Genomic DNA, 18335 nt, shown 5'->3' on the forward strand with positions numbered 1-18335 from the left:
ACACAAAACAGGGATTATAGGTCCGGTAACCCGGCTCTAAGACTAGAATAATTTGGCACAATGGAAGTGAGTACGCGCTCAAGAGTGCTTAAGCCAATCAGCCTTGTCGTAACAAACACCAAAGGTATACCAGAATGGATTTAATTCGGATTTTATGTGCTATTTTCGTGCCACCACTGGGAGTATTTTTGCAAGTGGGTTTTGGCTGGCCCTTTTGGATAAATATCCTTTTAACCCTATTGGGGTATATTCCAGGAATTATCCATGCCGTTTGGGTGATTGCCAAGAGATAAAATAAAGGATTAGACTGACTACAAATGTACAGTTCCAAACAATCATCCCAACCTGTGAATGTGAAGTATAAAGCTTTGAACTATCAGGGAGTCTACCCCTGCCCAGTCTGTCGTGTGGGTCAGATTCAAAATTTATCGTTAATGGAAGCTTTTGCCTGTCACGAGTGCCGCCACATTTTCACTGCTGATCTCGAAAGGCAAATACTCAAAATAACCGATCGGCAGCCCCCAATGACCTGGCACTGGAATGGCAAAAAGTGGACAGGGGCGCATCTAGAGGGGGTTGAATGGGGATGGGTGAATTGGTTGTTAGCCTTGGCATTTGTAGTTTGTCCAACCACGTTAATTGGGGCAGCCGTTTATATGTTTCCGCCTGCCCCAGATAGTCCTGTATCGTGGCTTCCATCTGCTTGGGTAGGCTTAACGTTTTTCTGCCATTTAGCTATTGTTGTCTGGTTGGTGATGGAATTTTATCAATTTCCAGTTTGGGAGTACTTGAGAATTGGACGGCAGCGAATTCTGGGCCGTTAGTCTTGTTAATTAACTTTAAAATACTGCTGAGTATTGTTAAGAATAACACCCTGAGATTTTCATCCTTTATAATATACAATTTCTAATTCCTAGTTGCTCACGATCACAGCTCGTAAGCATATGCGCGCTCGCGCTCGCGTGCGCGGTCAGCGGTCAGCGGTCAGTGGTCAGTGGTCAGTGGTCAGTGGTCAGTTGTTGGCCAATGGCACCTCAAGTAGCTTGCCCATAAGCTGATAGCTGATAGCACCTCAAGTAGCATATATAGTAGCGCATTAGCTGATAGCTTAATAGTTAGGGTTTGCTGCAAAAGTCAATAGGTATTGGATTGAGTCAGCGAGTGTGGAGTCAGCGAGTGTAGATAAATGGTAATTATATAGGAGGTAGTCGAAAGACAAGTCCCTTTATTTTTCTGCTCTTGTCTGCCCAAAAGCGTAAGTTATTGAGCTTTTTCGATCGATTTGCTGGCCCTTTTAGAGACCCAAAAAGGCGAAAACCTTTATATGTAAATGCCCATGAGAGTTAATCAGCAAGCCCTAGTTACGACCGCTTTAGCAGTTTTCTTGTAGGTTTAGTAGAATTTATAACCCAATTCACGACGGCAATAACATAGGGGGTTGGTAGTGCTAATCATAGGCTCCCGTAGCGGCTCTGTTCGCGTAGCGTGGCCTTTGGCCTTAAGAGCATCATAACCCATGGCTCTACAACCTTTTGGCTGAGCTGATTTCCTATAGCAAGAAATTATTGTACTTATGTCAAGTTCGACTGATTAGTTATATTTATAGTTTGCTCACAACACTTTTTGATCACTGATTGACCGTAGGTCACCCGGGGCGCGTTCGGTATGATTAAAGAATGTGCAATTTTTGTACAGCCCATAGTTAACTAATGCTTATGAGCACAAAAAGCCTATGATTGGATAAAAAGTATAGACTAAATCATTCAAAGACAACTGCTGGAACTCTCGTCTTTGGTTTTGGTGCTATGCTGATCGGAAGCAGTCTAAACTCGAGCGTACTGTGGCGTACTGTCAAAGCTTACTGTCGCGTACTGTTAAAGCGTACTGTCAAAAGGGAGGTTGGATTTATTTCCACGACCACTTGACCAATAATAGACACATTAAGTGCCATGTTTTCATCTCAATCTCCCCAAGAAAATGGGGAATCTCCAAAAGGGGACATTACGCTGAAGGACGCTAACGGTAAAACTCTCGAATGTTACATTGAGCATTCCCTAGAGCTGGAGGGTTGTCAATACCTTCTGCTGTTACCTGTGGACTCACCCATAGAAATTGTGGCTTGGGATGATGATCAAGAAGACTTAGCTGATGCCTCTCTAGTTGAAGATGAAGCTGAGCTTGACTTGATCTTCCCTGACGCCCAAGCGGTTCTAGCGGAGCAAAATCTTCAGCTCAAGCGCACCGCTTTTACCTTAACTGTTGCTGGTGAGTTGCCAACAGTTGAGGAAGACGACATTCTCACCCTGGAAATTGAAGAGGATGATGTTCCAATGGAAGCAGAGGAACTACAGGAGCTAGCGAGCTTTTATTACCAAGAACAAGAGTATGGAATCTATACTCCTGTAGAGCCACTGCTGTTTTTTGCTCGCTCGAACCAATCTGGTCAACCAGAGTTACTGTCTACACAGGAAATTAAACAAGTTCAGCCATTGCTCGAAGAACTGCTATTCGATGATCTCGAGTAGAAGACAAGAACTCGGCTTGACCCCTTAAACGATTCAGGGGAAACTAGTGTTTTGGTGTATAAGAGTATGAAAACGCTCAAAAGCATCTCCAATAGATTTTTTTATTTCGTTCTGTTGCCAACCACCCTTGGTCTTTGTGCATGGCAGGGTTGGGAGTGGTGGAGTTGGGTGGTATCCCCACCCGTAAAAGCACAATCTTCCGAAGATGTCGCTCGAAGCCTCGTAAAAATTGAGATTCCCCCAGGAACCCCAGGTCAGCAAATAGGCAGAGATCTGGAAGCTTCTGGTTTAATTCGCTCAGCCGATGCTTGGAAACTCTGGACTCATTGGCGGCAGCTGCTAGACCGAGATGGTGAGTTTAAAGCTGGAACTTACGAACTATCACCAACTCAACCCCTGACCAAAATCGCAGAAACGATTTGGAAAGGGAAGGTGATGCAGCTGTCTTTCACCATACCGGAAGGGTGGTCGATTCAGCAAATGGCGGATTATTTTGAATCTCTAGGATTTTTCTCGGCTGATGACTTTATCGCTGCTAGTAGCAAAATCCCCTGGAATAAGTACCCTTGGTTGCCCAGTGAGCTCCCTCATCTAGAAGGTTATTTATACCCAGATACCTATAAGTTACCCAGTGATGGCATCTCGCCACAAGCAGTCATCCAACAAATGCTTAATCGATTTGAACAGGTAGCCTTACCAGTATACGAAAAAGGTCAGTACAAAACCCAGCTTAGTATCAATGATTGGGTAACATTAGGGAGCATTGTCGAGAAGGAAGCAGTAGTTGCTGAAGAACGCGATCGCATTGCTGGTGTCTTTACTGAACGGTTGCGGCGAGGGATGAGATTAGAAACCGATCCCACGGTTGAATATGGATTGGGGATTCGACAAACTGCTGATCAACCCCTGACCTACAAGCAAGTGCGGCAACCCTCCCCTTACAATACCTATCTCAACCCAGGATTACCGCCGACCCCGATTGCCAGTCCTGGCATAGGCAGTTTGAAAGCAACCCTTGATCCCGAAGACACCGAATACTTGTTTTTCGTGGCTCGTTACGATGGCACTCATGTTTTTAGCAAAACCCTAACAGAACATGAAGCCGCTAAAAATGCCATCCGTAGAGAACGGCGAGCCAAACAATAAACCACAACAATCAGGGTTAGTAAAAGCTAATCGAAAATGTCGCAGAGTCTACCAAAAACTCTTATTATTTGTTAGACTTAAATTAGGGTAACACCGACAGGGATTATTATGTAACTTAAATTAAAGCCGAAAACCAAGGGTTTAATCGTTGCGCTCTCTATTCCGGTGTTATAACTTTTTTGACATTTTTATGGCGCTCCCAGGATATTCCTGAGAGCTTTGGGAGATACCCCCTAGCTGAGAAATCAGCTTGCATTGGCGGGCTAGGATCTGCCTTGGTAGATTCTGGTAGCTAAAAAGTATCGGATCAAAGAAGCTTTACAATATTGGTTCAATAGAACTGAATCACTTAACCGTTGCCCGCTGCCATCATCAGGCTGAGCGGGCTTAATGCATTGACAATTGACGGGTAAGCATCAAAAATCAACAGAGTTACCAACCTTAAATTTATCAGTTAATTACATATGTCTTGGGTCTCAAAGTTACAACCTGACTTAATCCTTGGTGGCTCCATCTTAGACCTGACACCAGATATTATCCAGCAATATCAGCTCTCAGGTCTAGTGTTGGATGTTGACCAGACTTTAATACCAGTGACCAAATCCCGTGTTTCTCGGGAAATTGAACGGTGGGTAGAGCAAACTAGAGCGATGGTTTCCCTGTGGCTGGTCAGTAATAACCTCAGTGAACATCGCATTAGCCGTATTGCTTCCTCCCTAGATTTGCCTTACATATATGGAGCTCGCAAACCTTCGCGACGCAAGCTGAAAATAGCTGTAGATGCCATGAACCTACCTATAGACCAAGTGGCAATGGTAGGCGATCGCTTATTCACTGATGTCTTAGCTGGGAATCGACTGGGAATGTTCACCATTCTTGTAGAGCCCATACGAGACCAAGCTATGAGTAAGTCTTTATACCCAATGCGTGATTTAGAAGTGTGGTTCTCTCAAGCCTTAGGGGTTTCCTTGACCACCATGCAACAAAACTTCAACAAACCTGACAAATCAAAATAAACTGAAATATAAAGAAAATATTATAAAAATTACTAAACCAAAATTTGTCTGACACAATAGTTAACAGTTGGAAAGAGGGTCAGCTTATATAAAGACCCTACATATGACCAACCTTTTAAATGGGGTCAGCTTATATAAAGACCCTAGATATAACAAACGCTTATAACTAATAGACAGCCCAGCCTTGAGGTAATCAGGAGCTGGGCTGTCTATGATTTGGCATTACGTTACTGAGCTGGTGCGCCAAGCTAAACCCCACGTTAAAATTAAAGAAACATTACTTAATACTCTAACGCCAAGCATGAGCGCAAACGTTGAAATCTACACCTGGAGCAGTTGCCCCTTCTGTATCCGTGCTAAAGGTCTACTAAACAAGAAGGGAGTTGAATTTACTGAATACTCTATTGATGGTGATAACCAGGCACGGGAGAAGATGGCTCAACGGGCAAATGGAGCACGCTCCTTACCACAGATTTTTATCAATGACCAGCATATCGGTGGCTGTGATGACCTTCACACTCTGGAATTTCAGGGTCAGTTAGACAATCTGCTCAAGGCAAGCTGACTACTAGGTGATTGAGCATCTAGTATGCAAGAAAGCACAACGGAAAAGAACACCCCACAACTAGATAACTATCACTACACGGATAGGATCCTAAAGGTGTTCATCTCATCCGGTTTATATAGCGTTGATCCCACTTATGAGTAAGGATCCCCCCTAACCCCCCTTAATAAGGCTCACAGGGGTAGGTTTTTAACAAAGACCTCAGGTGTGGGGTGACCGGTTGTGGGGTGTGGGGTGTGGGGGATAAGACAATATACTTAATTTGACTTAATTTGTCGTTGTCAGCCATGCAAAGCGCGAGTGGGGGAAACCCCCTGTTCCGAAGCTGCATCGCTAAAAATCATCATTGTCTTGTACCCAAGCGCCAGGGTCGGAAACCCCCGCAGGTTGGGCTTTGGTGAGCTTTCCGCATCTAATTATTAAATTCCCTTGATTGTCGCACCTCTGCATCGCTTGTCTGTAGCCCCACACCCCACACCCCATCCCCTACACCCCACACCTGAGGTCAAAGTAAAAAACCTACCCTTATGAGCCTTAATAAGGGGGGGACATGATTCCCTTAAGGCTTTATTAATTATTGCCTTTTGCCTTTTTTATTAATCTGCCTTAATCGCTGTTACTCGTTCCCCGTTCAAGATCTTGATCAGTATGTTACCGAATCAAATAAGATTGCTGTAGCATAGGGGAATTGGCTGACAGGGGAATTCAACAGTGAAATTTGCGTTTATAATAGACCCTCTCCCGAAACTTGATCCCGGTCATGATACTAGTGTGGCACTGATGGAAGCCGCACAGGAATTAGGTCATGAGGTTTGGGTCACTCAGGCTCAACAATTGAGTGTTATTAAGGGTCAGGCTTGGGGACTTCTACAACCTGTGCAACTAACTCCAGCCAAACTCGATGACGGGCATTGGGTCGTCAGTGAGCAGTGGTACCAGACTGGTAAGGCTCTGTTGAAACCTCTAGAGGAGATGGATGCTGTCTGGATGCGGACAGACCCGCCGGTTACCATACCTTACCTTTATGCGACCTATATCTTGGACTACATTAATCCAGATAAAACCTTGGTGATTAATTCACCAACTGGCATCAGGACAGCTAACGAAAAAATGTATGCCCTCCAGTTTCAGGAGGTGATTCCACAGACTATTGTCAGTCAGGAGAAATCGGTGATTCGGCAATTCGTTGAGGAAAAAGAGGCAGCAGTACTTAAACCTCTAGGAGGGAAAGCTGGTGAGGGCATTATATTTCTACAGGCAAGCGATCGCAATTTTAACTCCTTGGTGGAAATTAGCACTAAACAGGGTAGTGAGCCAGTGATGGTTCAGGCTTATCTACCTGCTGCCAAAGATGGAGATAAACGGATTATCCTCTTGAATGGTGAACCGATTGGAGCAGTAAATCGCATTCCCACAGGTAAGGAATTTCGGGGTAACATGGCTGTGGGTGGTCGAGTAGCCGCTACGGAAATTACTCCCCGAGAGGAAAAAATTTGTGCCCTGCTCAAGCCAAAACTGCAGCAAGATGGCTTATATTTTGTAGGCATAGACGTTATCGGCGGCTACCTGACCGAAGTTAATGTCACCAGTCCTACTGGCATCCGGGAAATTGACCGCTTAGATGGTACTCATCTGGCTAAAAAGGTAATTATCTGGGTTGAGGCAGTGAAAAACAACGGCGGTTAAACAATAGGATTGGGTAACCAGACTGCTGAGTAAAGTCATCGGATGTAATGTCGGTTTTGGGTCAGTTTTATGGATCAAATAACAGTGCCACGGAACGATAGGGAAGCTCGAATCTGGGGGATGCTGTGTCATCTATCCTCCCTGCTATGGATTCCCCTATTGATTATGGGTCTACCTATCCCTTTGGCTAACCTGGCAGGCCCGTTGATGATCTGGTTAAACAAGAGAAATAAATACCGCTTTGTAAAGGTTCACGGTAAAGAATCTATTAATTTTCAAATCTCGATTACCCTTTACGCTACCATTATCCTGACCATATTTACGGCCTTTGCCTGGGCGTTTTTCATCCTGATTGGTGGAATAAAGGGTTTTGACCGTAACTCTTGGTTGGAGCTGTTTAAGCTCATAGAATTCTGGCTATGGTGTCTAGCTAGTATCCTGGGAATCATTGATTCGCTGCTGGTGACTATGGCTTCAATCGCTGCTCAATATGGTAGGGTTTACCGTTACCCGTTTACCCTGCGATTTTTAAAATAAGTCACGAGTAATATAAGTCACGAGATAGTCTTCTATAATGGCTGAGTTTTCTGCAACAGGTGCAACTGAACAGCTACCAACAATTGGTGTAGCGGTAGTGGGAACTGGATTTGGACAAAAAATCCACATCCCTGGCTTTAAAGCTCATTCCCGGACGGAAGTGGTGGCTGTCTATCACCGAGACCCGGATCAGGCTAATGCGTACGCAAACCAATATGATATTCCCTATGGATGCGATCGCTTAGAAGATCTCCTAGCTTTACCGGAAGTAGAAGCGGTTAGCATCTGTACTCCCCCGTTTCTGCACTACGAAATGGCGAAAATGGTTCTAGAAGCAGGGAAACATCTGCTACTAGAGAAACCCATGACCTTAACGGCAGCCGAAACCCAGGAGCTTTACCAACTCGCTACAGAAAAGGGTGTTGTGGCTATACCTGATTTTGAATTCCGCTTTATCCCCTCATGGCAGCTATTAGCGGAATATCTCGAAAAAGACTATGTCGGTAAAAAGCGTCTGATTAAAATTGACTGGTTAGTCTCTAGCCGAGCTAATCCTGAACGCCCCTGGAACTGGTATGCTCAAAAGGATAAAGGCGGCGGAGCACTAGGGGCAGTTGGTTCTCATGCCTTTGATTATATTCATTGGCTATTTGGACCAGTGCAGCGGTTGTGTGCTCAACTGAGTACCGCAATTCCAGCGCGACCAGACCCCAATGCTAGCAATTTACTTAAGCCAGTAGATGCTGATGACACCTGTCTGTTATTACTGGAATTGGCAGATGGTACCCCTTGTCAACTCAGTATTAGTTCCGTAACCTATCACGGGCGAGGTCACTTTGTAGAGGTTTATGGCGATCGCGGTACCTTAGTCTTAGGCAGTAACAATCTCAAAGACTACGTTCATGGATTTCGTCTGTGGGCAGCGACCGCAGGTCAATCCCTGATGGAAGTAGAAATTCCCCAGCGACTAGCATTTTCTGAAACCTATCTCGATGGTCGTTTAGCCCCATTTATCCGGGTGGTTGACCATTGGGTGCAAGCCATTGACAATGGTAGCGTTACCACACTATCTCTCAAAGAAGGAGTGTACTCCCAAATGTTAATGGATTTAACCCATGAGTCCCATGAAACCAGGCGTTGGGTTGAGGTAGATAAGCAGAAGTATAGCGGTTTTTAATAGGTAATAGGTAATAGGTAATAGGGAATAGGAAAAAAACTTTGTTTACCTGATTAGGCTATAAACTGCTATATGGCAATTCTCTCTCCCATGAGGTACAAAGCTATCCCCCTAAATACCCCTTTTTAAGGGGTAATTTGAGGTTGATAAGTGTACCTCATAAATGCAATCAACGCTATATATCGCCTAAAGATAATTGTATAGCTTTGATATTTTGAGAATAGATTTTTTTACGCTAAATAGAATTTAATTGTTCTTAAATAGTAGCATAGATTGGGAATAAAGAACTGTTAATAATTAAAAACAAAAATGAAAAGTCAGCATCAAAAGCATCAGTTGCTCAGCATTATCTCTAGTATACCTAGAGGTTTGATTTTGATGAGCACAGGGGGCATGATACTCACGACGCTAATTTTAGGAGTGGTGATGTGGCGCACTAGCTCCCGTTTGTTTGAACAGGTTAATGGTCTATTCGACTTATCACAATTAAACTTATCACAGCCAGAACCAGAGGTGGATGTCAGAAACGTTGTGGTTAATAAAGTTCGTAACGTTAGTGAATTGACCACTGCTGTGTTTAGCATGGAGGCGGTGGTCCCAACTCGTCAAGATAGAAACTTAGGACAATATCGCTTAGCGTCAACGACATTACTCTACATTGCTTATGGGGAAGTGCGAGCTGGGGTTGATTTAGGGAAATTAAGCGTGGATGATGTCAAAGTCAGCAATGACTCGATCGAAGTGCAGTTACCAGCGCCCCAATTACTCGATAGCAAGATTGATGTTACCCGTTCCCAGGTCTACGACTACAACCGAGGATTTTTGGGTCTTGGACCTGATGTTGCCCCTCAATTACAGATGCTAGCTCAACAGCAAACCCTCCGGAAAATTCAGGCTACTGCTTGTCAGCAAGGTGTGCTAGAGCAAGCTAATCAAAGGGCGCAATTAGTGGTGACTAATTTATTGATGACAGCTGGTTACAAAACCGTAGATGTCAAGCTTCAACCGTCATCAATATCGATGTGTATGGGAGCTCTATCACTAGCATCATAGTATAGTGTTTGGTAAGCAGTCAGCGGTCAGCGGTCAGCGGTCAGCTAAAAATAACATTCGTTACCGTAGCGTGGCACAGGCTTCAAGGCTGTGACCTAACGAAGGAAGTTTGCTCAAATTAAACGAATGCTTACTTATTTTATTCAAAAGCTGATAGCTGATAGCTGATAGCTGATAGCTGATAGCTGATAGCTGATAGCAAAGTAATTGGCGTAATTAAACTAGTTTATTATATCATGAACAATGCCAAAAACGTCCTTGGCGGAACCCTAAAGGTGTGCTGCACATTTCCCATGACGGGATTTTTTCGGAACGGAAAATGTGACACAGGAGCATCTGACGTTGGTTTACATATCGTTTGTGCAGAAATGACGGAAGAGTTCCTATCTTTTACTCAGTTAAGGGGGAATGATTTGAGTACACCATCCCCAGTCTATAATTTTCCTGGTCTTAAACCTGGAGATCAATGGTGTTTGTGTCTCAGTCGTTGGAAGGAGGCGCTGGATGCTGGGGTTGCGCCACCAGTGATTTTGTCAGCAACCCATGAAGCAGCCCTTGATTACATTCCTTTGGAGGTATTTAAGGAACACGCTATTCTTAACGGCTAACCGTTGATATAGCCGTTTTTAATTAGGTGAGGTACATGTTTTTAGGAAGCAGAGAGCAGGGAGTCGGGAGCAGTGAAGACATAAGATTTAGTAGGGAATAGAGAATAGTTAGGTAGGGTGCGTTAGGGACGGGCGAGCTCTCATTTTATCGGTAGCCAGTGTTAGGAAAGTCCGTCCCGTAACGCACCACTGGGTCAAACAGCTTTTAGGAGATGCACCCAATTGAAAATCTGGGGAAAAGCCCATCTAAGCTGACTGCTGAGCGCTGACTGCTGTCAGCTTATTTAATAGGCATTTAAGGAAATCAAAAGATAGAACAGTAACAGGGATATCTATTATTCCCCTTACTAACCCTAAACTTTGATGAGAAAAAAACTCTTAGTGACAGGAGCTAGCGGTTTCCTTGGATGGAACCTTTGCCAGCTCGCCAAAGAAAAATGGGATGTTTATGGCACTTATTTTTCCCAGACGATAGATATTCCAGGAATAACTGTGGTAAAGGTTGACTTGAGGGAATTTCAGGAGATAAAGGATCTGTTTGCTGAGATTCAGCCAGCAGGAGTAATTCATACCGCAGCTCACTCTAAACCTAATTTTTGTCAGACCCATCCCGAGGAATCATACTCGATTAATGTTACAGCTTCTATCAATATTGCTCGACTAAGTGCAGATTATGATATCCCTTGTGTGTTTACCTCTACTGACTTGGTATTCGATGGTTTAAATCCTCCTTATCTAGAAACTGATCCGGTATCGCCCATCAGCTATTATGGTGAGCAAAAAGTGATGGCAGAAGAAGGGATGCGATCGCATTATCCTAAAGTCGCCATTTGCCGGATGCCCTTAATGTTTGGTATCACTCCCCCTACTGCCAGTAGCTTTATCCAACCCTTCCTCAAAATCCTGAGAGAAGGGCGACCCTTGAGCTTATTTACCGATGAAATTAGAACCCCTGTCAGTGGCACAACAGCAGCCAAGGGACTTTTATTAGCGCTAGAGAAAGTCCAAGGTCTAGTTAATCTGGGCGGAAAAGAAAGGATCTCACGCTATGACTTTGGTTGCCTGATGGCTGAGGTATTTGAGCTTTCCCAAGATAACTTAGGACGCTGTCTACAAAAGGATGTACCGATGGCTGCTCCTAGATCTCCGGATACTTCATTGGATAGTTCATTAGCATTTAGTTTGGGGTATCAACCGTTATCAGTGCGGGAGGAATTGGAAGGGTTACGAGGAAAAGTGTAATTATGTAAGCGGTCAGTGGTCAGTGGTCAGCAGTCAGCGGTCAGTGGTCAGTGGTCAGCTTTCAGGTTATTTTATTCAAAAGTTAAGTAACTTGGGCGTAGCCCATAAGCTGTTGGCGTAGCGTGCGCGTAGCCCATAAGCTGATAGCTGATAGCTGATAGCTTAATTTTTACCGCAAAACTAATTAGCATATTCTACTGGGAGCAGTCAAGATGGCAGAAGCAAATTCCATGTATGACTACATTGTGATTGGTGGAGGTTCTGCCGGAAGCATAGTAGCTTCAAAGCTTGCTGCTTCTGACTCAAATGCACAAATTCTGCTGATCGAAGCTGGAAAGCTCCTACTCAATCCCAAGATGTACAACCCAAGTGATTGGTTTGAAGTCCTACAACAACATCCAGAGATTGATTGGGGTTACGAGACAGTACCTCAAAAAAATTTAAACAACCGTGTGATCATGCTGCCGCAAGCAAAAGCCCTAGGTGGGTGTGCATTACATAATGCCACGGTCTATGTCAGAGGTGGACGCTCTGACTTTGATGCGTGGGGTAAAGTAGCACCCGGTTGGTCATGGAATGATGTACTACCGCACTTTGAAAGTGTAGAGCAGATCATCAAGGTTTTGGTGGCAACGACAGATCATTTCAATTTCATTAACGATTTATTCGCTGCTGCTAAGGAGTACGGTTTACCTGAAAATCCTAATTATAATACCAGCGAGAGTCAATATGGATACGCTCCATTTCAGTTCAACAATATCAAAACACTTTCAAAGCTTTTTCGTGAAACCACATTTAACACTTTTTTACCAGCGGTTCATGCAAATGTAACTGTAATAGCTGAAGCTTTGGTAACCAAGATCCGATTTAATGATACCAAAGCAATTGGTGTTGAATATGTTCAGAAGAACGAAAAATACTTTGCAGCCGTGCGACATGAGGTTGTGCTGAGTGCTGGTGCGATTGCTAGTCCAAAAATCTTGATGCTTTCAGGCATTGGCGACGAAACTGAGTTGGCAAAATTTGATATTCCAGTAGTTGCGAATGTTCCAGAAGTCGGCAAGAACTTACATGACGATCTTTTCGTTAGTGCCGGATTTTATATTCCCGAAGATAAAGATTTACCAGTGTATTCCTATAGCCTAGCTCCAGCTGTGATTTTCGGCTCTACGGAAAATAGTAGTTCAGTTGTTGATATAGAGTGTTCAGTGGGAGTGGGAACACTCAAAGGTTTTCCTGGTCCAAAAAATTCTTTTTGGTTATGGCCAAATGTCATGCACTTGAAGAGTAAGGGAACTATTACGCTGCGTTCAAGTTCTCCTGATCAAACTCCTGTTGTTGACCCAAAGTATCTGACGGTGCCAGGAGATCTGCAGTCATGTATAAAAGCGCTTCAGTTAGGTATCGATATTGGCAATCAATCAAGCTTGGGGCAATGGCGGGAAAAGCAAATTGCTCCAGAACCGGGAACAGATTTGGAGAGTTATATAAGAGAAACAGCTAGTACAACACAGCATTATTGTGGAACTTGCAGAATGGGGATTGATCAGAGTTCTGTGGTGGATACAGAACTTAAGGTTCGAGGAGTATCAGGTCTGCGTGTGATTGATGCTTCTGTCTTCCCATTACCAATAACCGCAAACACAGCAGCAGCAACTATGATGATTGCTGATAAGGGAGCTGAGATTTTGACCTGACGGGGTCACAAGCAGCATTCCGCGCCTTACTGGGTGAATGAAGAATGAAGAATGTAGAATGTAGAATGTAGAATGCAAAAAACTTCCAATTCTAAATTCTTAATTCTTCATTCTTCATTATTTAAAGATGTCTTAGCGTAAGTCCTGAGTTATTTCTTTGTGATGCCCTCAATCTTGGAATAGGGCTGAATCTTAGAGATAAACATTGTGCCGACATCCCCATAACAAGCGGAAGTAGGATTTTCGAAGTTGTAGACCGCACTGATAGCATTGCGAGACCTGGTTATAACCCCCCAATTTTTGCTGATTGGATTTGTCGGATTTTGCTCAGGAGCTAATTCTAACTCAATAAAGTTTTTATACTTGCCTGACAAATTACCTTTGAAAACCCGTTCAGGAGAACATTTTGTGTTGCCCAGCACTGAGGTACCGAATACGTTATCCCCCTCTTGATTTATAGACATCTGGACTACACCGTTATAGGTGGGAGAATTCAAACTAGTCCAAGTTCCTACCCATTCACCATTGAGACTTTCTGGGTTTGAGACAGAAGCCTCTGCCGCGCTAACATTGGCGAAGAGCAGGAATATTGAAGCAACCAACATGATCACTATACGCATTATTATCTCCTTAATAAAAGGTTATGAAAGATCAGCTTACCTGTCAAAAGACCTAAGATCAAAACTACACCATTATTGCCAACAATCTAGACTTTTTTTAAAAAAATTAATATTTTGAAAAAATCAATGGCATTGCTATTTAATGTAACTTAAAATTATTACTCATCACCTATAGCGCTTTTAAATTATTTGTCAATTCATAAATTATGGAAAAAGTCAAGAGGCAATAGTAGCAATAGAACCAGAGCTTTATAGTAAACTAAAAATACTTTCTCAGTTGACATCTCAAATCAAAATGCTATATAGCATTTTTAAACTATTTGTCAAGTGATAAATTATGGAAAAAGTCAAGAGGCAATAGGCAAGAGGCAATAGGCAAGAGCTCCAGAGTTTTTTACTAAAATAAAAGAAGACCTGATCGCTTTTAGTGGCTCCTTGGCCGTGGGCCACGCTACGCAAACGGAGCACCGCGAAGCTTGGCCCACGGCCTTTCAGTTTAGATCTCAAATGAAAATGCTATAGCTGATAGCTTACCACTGACCGCTGAACGCGCACGCGTGCGCGTAGCGCATAAGCTGACAGAGTGATTTCCCTACGGATAGTTCGGTAGTTAGCACGAAACAAAACAAATCTCCCAATAGTCAATAGTCCTAAGTAAAGAGGCAAACACCAGCAATTGGTCTTGATACTGCTGCTAAGTCCTCTACCTTGGCCTATGGGTACACCTTCAACTAATAACGGGAATCAGATGAAAAACTTGCGTGCAATCACCCCATCCTCTTATATTATTGCTGCCTGTGCATTAACCGGGATTGTATCCTTTAGTGCAGTAACTAGCCAAGCTGGTCAAATGAAGTTCTTACCATCAGGTAACTCTACCGCAACCGCTCAGGTTGAATCAGTGGACAATCAAGACCTACTCGCAGCAGTACCGATTCCCAGCAGTGAATTACCACCAGCCTTAGAGAAGAATACCGTATTTCGTGCGATCGCAAGCGGTGGTTTCTTTGGTCAAACCGTTGAAACCCGTCTGCTGAAGAATGGACAAGTGATTCAGCAGTACATACGGATCAATGGCAATAGCACTCCCACCGAGATTCGTCGCATTTCCCCTCAAGATGTCAAACGCTTTAAGACGTTTCTCAACAAAGACGTAGATTTTGGTCAGTTTGATCAGCTCAGTTACCCTGCTCCTATTGGTGCTGCTGATTATATCAGTGTTACTCTGACCAGCAATGCTGGTACCACACGTTATGCCGATATTGGTAGTAATCAGCTCCCGGAAGCTTTGCAGCAAGTGATTCAGAATTGGGAAACAATCGTAAGTAGTAAGTGAGGGGTCAGCGGTTAGTGGATGCTTGGGTGTTTTGCCCCCCTAACCCCCCAATTTTGGGGGGAATTATTGGATGCTTGGGTGTTTTGCCCCCCTAACCCCCCAATTTTGGGGGGAATTATTGGATGCGTCGGTGTTTTGCCCCCCTAACCCCCCAATTTTGATACCGTTGGCGAAATTAATATTTGTTTACACAAGAGTAGCAGATGGGTAACTTTAAGTTCATGCTCCCCCAGAATTGGGGGTTGGGGGGCTATAAAGACTGCTGTCTTCAGGCTGATATTACTAAATGTTTTTTTCGCCAGCAGTATCAATTTTGGGGGGAATTATTGGAGAACAACGGGGACTTGACCAAAACCAAACGATCGCGGATTCATACTTCAATTGCTGCAACAACAACAGATCAGACTTGTTTATACACAGTAGCTAGTCTGCGAGTAAACAAGCTTCTGCTACTTCGACAATGCGGGCTAGAACGGTTTGCAGATCTCTGAAAACTTCTTGGTTAGTAAACCTCAACACTCGATAACCAAACAACTGAAAATGCTTTGTTCGAGCCTCATCATAGGCTTTTTGCTGTGTATGAATGTCTCCATCAACCTCAATGACTAATTTGCATGATGGACAGTAAAAGTCAACAATAAATCGCCCTACCGGATGCTGACAGCGAAACTTGAGTCCTGCCAGTTGACGACCACGCAATGCACTCCATAACTGTGCTTCGGCAGGAGTTAGATTTTGCCGCAGATGACGAGCAGCCTGCTCAGTTTGCGGGGTAGTGCCACGAATTCTAGGATAGTCTTTTGGCATCAGTAGAGTAGGTTAGACAGTCTTTTTATACAGAGTACCCAGGATTAGTCCAAGTTCTCCCAAGTTGCCGATGCCCTCCCAGCCCCGCAAAATTGGGATGCCCCCCCAGCCCCCCAATTTTGGGGGGAGAAGATATCGAGGGGTTGAAAGTCCCCCAGAATTGATACCGCTGGCGAACTTAATATTTGTTTACACATAGGTCAACAGGTCGGCGCAAGAGCAGCAAAACGAGAACATCGGGTAGCTGCAAATGGAACTCCGAGCCACCAATTAACCAAACGCACAATATTCATGGCACAAGCTGTGATGATGTGCTGCAAGTGGGTTTTAGTCAAACCGATATAGCGACATCGACGTAAGCCAAACGCTTTAATGCCCTGAGCTAAGGTACCTTCAATACCTGCACGCTGAGCATAGCGATGCTGGAAATCCTCTGTGGTTTGAGTCTGGCGAGCCTGTTGCAGGGCATTATGTTGGCGTTGAGGACGCAGGGTAATAGTGCGCCCTTGCTTTTTGGTGCGAGTACACAAGGGACGATGGAGACAAAGTTTACAAGTGGAGCTAGCAAAGCTTACTTTAATCAGGTAGCGCGGTCTTGGGGGTTTCCCCCATGAGCGACTACCGGTGATGTCATGACCACGACGGTCAGAACCAGGCTTCCAACTCTTACTGATCTGCCCCGTTGGGCACTTTGCCTGTTGCTCGTCCGATGTCAATCGTAAAGTTAGCAACATCAAAGCCAAGACCAGCTTGAGAAGGCCAACTACTATCGGGTAAAACCGGAGCCAGCAACTCAATTCCAGAAGTATCTTGAGTATTGAGCATTTGCTCAGCACTCACATAACCCGTATCGACAATATGAGTTAATGGTAGCAGTTGACGCTGTTTAAGACCTTGGTGAATCCGATCAGTTACCTGTACATCGGTGGTGGTGGCAACAGTAGTTTCCACATGGGTAATCAGGTGGGGGGCATTCTCACCACAGGTTTCGCTCAGATGCACCTTATAGCCCACCCATTTAGTTTCCCGTTTGCGACTGAATCGCGCTTCTACATCGTAGGGAGAGTGAATTAATTGAGCCGACGGCGGGCTATTGTTGGGTTGACGGAAGTGTACTTGTTGGTGTGCATCGATGTGAAACTGCTGTACCACTACCTGACGCAACACCTCAACCGCAGGCAACTTGATCAGCCAATCCGGGGCATCGTGATCATATACAGCAGCTAACAGGCTATAACCATCTCTACCAATCGTCTCCCCTAACTGCTGGCGCTCATCGGTAGCCTTGGGCATGTGATAGTCCTCAACCCGACTACCATAGCGTTCAAACCACTGTACCGGAACTTTTTCCTGAAGCCATTGCGGTACTGCTACTGCCAGACTATTGAGTGCTGCTCGTAAGGTCTCACCAACCACTTCTAGACGATGCATCACCCGAATTGCTGCTAACACATGAGTTGAGTCGCTGCGTTGCACCCCACCCCCACTCAGCCATCCCCGCTCTTGACATCGTTCCAAAAGTCTCACTAACAGCAACTCTTCGGCTTGGGCTTTCACTAATCGACCTCGAAACTCACGTATGGACTGAACTATCAATACCAGGGTCTTCTAAAGGCAAACTTAACGCATATTTCCAATCGATTCGTCCTCGCACCGCTTGGGCTGCTTGAGCATCAGTTAAGTCCTCGATGTACTGCATGACTGTGATTAGCGCTAACCTCCAAGCATCCCGATGCCGGTTGCCCTTCCTTTGATGGGAACAAGGCTCTCAACTGCTCATCCTCATATAGAATTCCCAATTCATCCCTGATACTCATTACTATACTCCCTTTGGGAAAAGCTGAGCGAGCAATGGTTGCTGTCTGTTGCGGTATCGGTGCTATTTTCTCAATTCTAAAGCACATCGGGGCAACTCCTGAGTTTGAGAACTAATACAATTGTTTCAACTTATAGTCCCACACCAACGACGAACAAAGGATATTTTCCACATCTGCTCACTATTTTGTAAACAAATATTAAGTTCGCCAGCAGTATCAGAATTGGGGGATTTAGGGGGCGCGATGGTCAAAGTCCTCCAAGTTGGCGATGCCCCCCCAGCCCCCCAATTTTGGGGGGAGAAGATATCGAGGGGTTGAAAGTCCCCCAGAATTGGGGGATTTAGGGGGCGCGATGGTCAAAGTCCTCCAAGTTGGCGATGCCCCCCCAGCCCCCCAATTTTGGGGGGAGAAGATATCGAGGGGTTGAAAGTCCCCCAGAATTGGGGGATTTAGGGGGCGCGATGGTCAAAGTCCTCCAAGTTGGCGATGCCCCCCCAGCCCCC

17 protein-coding genes and 1 pseudogene are annotated in these 18335 nt (G+C 44.6%); 15 read left to right on the forward strand and 3 right to left on the reverse strand.

All coding sequences use genetic code 11. The features are described from left to right. Positions 1–134: 134 nt before the first annotated feature. From BJP34_RS07285 to BJP34_RS07345, 14 genes are all read left to right on the forward strand, one after another. Positions 135–293, forward strand: a complete 159-nt coding sequence (locus BJP34_RS07285; protein ID WP_070391771.1) for a YqaE/Pmp3 family membrane protein — start codon at positions 135–137, stop codon at positions 291–293. A gap of 24 nt (positions 294–317) precedes the next feature. Continuing rightward, a complete protein-coding gene (locus tag BJP34_RS07290; RefSeq protein ID WP_070391772.1) occupies positions 318–824 on the forward strand; it encodes a hypothetical protein in 507 nt (168 codons plus the stop codon). A gap of 93 nt (positions 825–917) precedes the next feature. Then, positions 918–1058 carry a hypothetical protein gene (locus BJP34_RS42705; protein WP_158517072.1) on the forward strand — a complete coding sequence of 47 codons (141 nt, stop codon included), beginning with the start codon at positions 918–920 and terminating at the stop codon, positions 1056–1058. An 891-nt stretch (positions 1059–1949) separates the two neighbouring features. Then, positions 1950–2525 (forward strand): DUF3727 domain-containing protein, encoded by a 576-nt coding sequence (locus tag BJP34_RS07295; RefSeq protein ID WP_070391773.1) that lies wholly within the window; start codon positions 1950–1952, stop codon positions 2523–2525. A 66-nt stretch (positions 2526–2591) separates the two neighbouring features. Then, positions 2592–3671, forward strand: a complete 1080-nt coding sequence (gene mltG / locus BJP34_RS07300; protein ID WP_070391774.1) for an endolytic transglycosylase MltG — start codon at positions 2592–2594, stop codon at positions 3669–3671. 464 nt (positions 3672–4135) lie between these two features. Next, positions 4136–4687 (forward strand): YqeG family HAD IIIA-type phosphatase, encoded by a 552-nt coding sequence (locus tag BJP34_RS07305; RefSeq protein WP_070391775.1) that lies wholly within the window; start codon positions 4136–4138, stop codon positions 4685–4687. 301 nt (positions 4688–4988) lie between these two features. Then, entirely contained in the window at positions 4989–5252 is a 264-nt protein-coding gene (grxC, locus tag BJP34_RS07310; RefSeq protein WP_070396536.1) for a glutaredoxin 3, read from the forward strand. Positions 5253–5963: 711 nt separating this feature from the next. After that, complete coding sequence (gene gshB / locus BJP34_RS07315) at positions 5964–6938, forward strand: glutathione synthase (protein WP_070391776.1); 975 nt, start codon at positions 5964–5966, stop codon at positions 6936–6938. A 69-nt stretch (positions 6939–7007) separates the two neighbouring features. After that, entirely contained in the window at positions 7008–7475 is a 468-nt protein-coding gene (locus BJP34_RS07320; protein WP_070391777.1) for a DUF4870 domain-containing protein, read from the forward strand. Positions 7476–7512: 37 nt separating this feature from the next. Then, positions 7513–8652, forward strand: coding sequence for a Gfo/Idh/MocA family protein (locus BJP34_RS07325; RefSeq protein WP_070391778.1), 1140 nt, complete (start codon positions 7513–7515; stop codon positions 8650–8652). A 378-nt stretch (positions 8653–9030) separates the two neighbouring features. Beyond that, on the forward strand, positions 9031–9705 hold the full coding sequence (locus BJP34_RS07330) for a DUF4230 domain-containing protein (RefSeq protein WP_229424443.1): 675 nt from the start codon (positions 9031–9033) through the stop codon (positions 9703–9705). A 236-nt stretch (positions 9706–9941) separates the two neighbouring features. Further along, a complete protein-coding gene (locus BJP34_RS07335) occupies positions 9942–10313 on the forward strand; it encodes a DUF2237 family protein (RefSeq protein WP_070391780.1) in 372 nt (123 codons plus the stop codon). A gap of 363 nt (positions 10314–10676) precedes the next feature. Continuing rightward, positions 10677–11555 (forward strand): SDR family oxidoreductase, encoded by an 879-nt coding sequence (locus tag BJP34_RS07340; protein ID WP_070391781.1) that lies wholly within the window; start codon positions 10677–10679, stop codon positions 11553–11555. A gap of 212 nt (positions 11556–11767) precedes the next feature. Beyond that, positions 11768–13252 carry a GMC family oxidoreductase gene (locus BJP34_RS07345; RefSeq protein ID WP_070391782.1) on the forward strand — a complete coding sequence of 495 codons (1485 nt, stop codon included), beginning with the start codon at positions 11768–11770 and terminating at the stop codon, positions 13250–13252. Between the two features lie 149 nt (positions 13253–13401). Here BJP34_RS07345 and BJP34_RS07350 read toward each other — a convergent pair whose 3' ends face one another. Then, positions 13402–13872 carry a hypothetical protein gene (locus BJP34_RS07350; protein WP_070391783.1) on the reverse strand — a complete coding sequence of 157 codons (471 nt, stop codon included), beginning with the start codon at positions 13870–13872 and terminating at the stop codon, positions 13402–13404. A 748-nt stretch (positions 13873–14620) separates the two neighbouring features. Between BJP34_RS07350 and BJP34_RS07355 the strand changes: the two genes are divergently transcribed. After that, positions 14621–15208 carry a hypothetical protein gene (locus BJP34_RS07355; protein ID WP_070391784.1) on the forward strand — a complete coding sequence of 196 codons (588 nt, stop codon included), beginning with the start codon at positions 14621–14623 and terminating at the stop codon, positions 15206–15208. Positions 15209–15631: 423 nt separating this feature from the next. Here BJP34_RS07355 and BJP34_RS07360 read toward each other — a convergent pair whose 3' ends face one another. Next, on the reverse strand, positions 15632–16015 hold the full coding sequence (locus BJP34_RS07360; protein WP_070391785.1) for an endonuclease domain-containing protein: 384 nt from the start codon (positions 16013–16015) through the stop codon (positions 15632–15634). Positions 16016–16215: 200 nt separating this feature from the next. Continuing rightward, positions 16216–17919: pseudogene (locus BJP34_RS07365) on the reverse strand (IS1182 family transposase). Between the last annotated feature and the right edge of the window lie 416 nt (positions 17920–18335).

The organism is Moorena producens PAL-8-15-08-1 (assembly GCF_001767235.1).
GTDB lineage: Bacteria > Cyanobacteriota > Cyanobacteriia > Cyanobacteriales > Coleofasciculaceae > Moorena > Moorena producens_A.

What these genes read in the sequence shown, in the direction of transcription:
- BJP34_RS07285 (WP_070391771.1), top strand. Translation starts at nt 135, where the DNA reads ATGGATTTAATTCGGATTTTATGTGCTATTTTCGTGCCACCACTGGGA.
- BJP34_RS07290 (WP_070391772.1), top strand. Translation starts at nt 318, where the DNA reads ATGTACAGTTCCAAACAATCATCCCAACCTGTGAATGTGAAGTATAAA.
- BJP34_RS07295 (WP_070391773.1), top strand. Translation starts at nt 1,950, where the DNA reads ATGTTTTCATCTCAATCTCCCCAAGAAAATGGGGAATCTCCAAAAGGG.
- mltG (WP_070391774.1), top strand. Translation starts at nt 2,592, where the DNA reads ATGAAAACGCTCAAAAGCATCTCCAATAGATTTTTTTATTTCGTTCTG.
- BJP34_RS07305 (WP_070391775.1), top strand. Translation starts at nt 4,136, where the DNA reads ATGTCTTGGGTCTCAAAGTTACAACCTGACTTAATCCTTGGTGGCTCC.
- grxC (WP_070396536.1), top strand. Translation starts at nt 4,989, where the DNA reads ATGAGCGCAAACGTTGAAATCTACACCTGGAGCAGTTGCCCCTTCTGT.
- BJP34_RS07320 (WP_070391777.1), top strand. Translation starts at nt 7,008, where the DNA reads ATGGATCAAATAACAGTGCCACGGAACGATAGGGAAGCTCGAATCTGG.
- BJP34_RS07325 (WP_070391778.1), top strand. Translation starts at nt 7,513, where the DNA reads ATGGCTGAGTTTTCTGCAACAGGTGCAACTGAACAGCTACCAACAATT.
- BJP34_RS07330 (WP_229424443.1), top strand. Translation starts at nt 9,031, where the DNA reads ATGAGCACAGGGGGCATGATACTCACGACGCTAATTTTAGGAGTGGTG.
- BJP34_RS07335 (WP_070391780.1), top strand. Translation starts at nt 9,942, where the DNA reads ATGAACAATGCCAAAAACGTCCTTGGCGGAACCCTAAAGGTGTGCTGC.
- BJP34_RS07340 (WP_070391781.1), top strand. Translation starts at nt 10,677, where the DNA reads ATGAGAAAAAAACTCTTAGTGACAGGAGCTAGCGGTTTCCTTGGATGG.
- BJP34_RS07345 (WP_070391782.1), top strand. Translation starts at nt 11,768, where the DNA reads ATGGCAGAAGCAAATTCCATGTATGACTACATTGTGATTGGTGGAGGT.
- BJP34_RS07350 (WP_070391783.1), bottom strand. Translation starts at nt 13,872, where the DNA reads ATGCGTATAGTGATCATGTTGGTTGCTTCAATATTCCTGCTCTTCGCC.
- BJP34_RS07355 (WP_070391784.1), top strand. Translation starts at nt 14,621, where the DNA reads ATGAAAAACTTGCGTGCAATCACCCCATCCTCTTATATTATTGCTGCC.
- BJP34_RS07360 (WP_070391785.1), bottom strand. Translation starts at nt 16,015, where the DNA reads ATGCCAAAAGACTATCCTAGAATTCGTGGCACTACCCCGCAAACTGAG.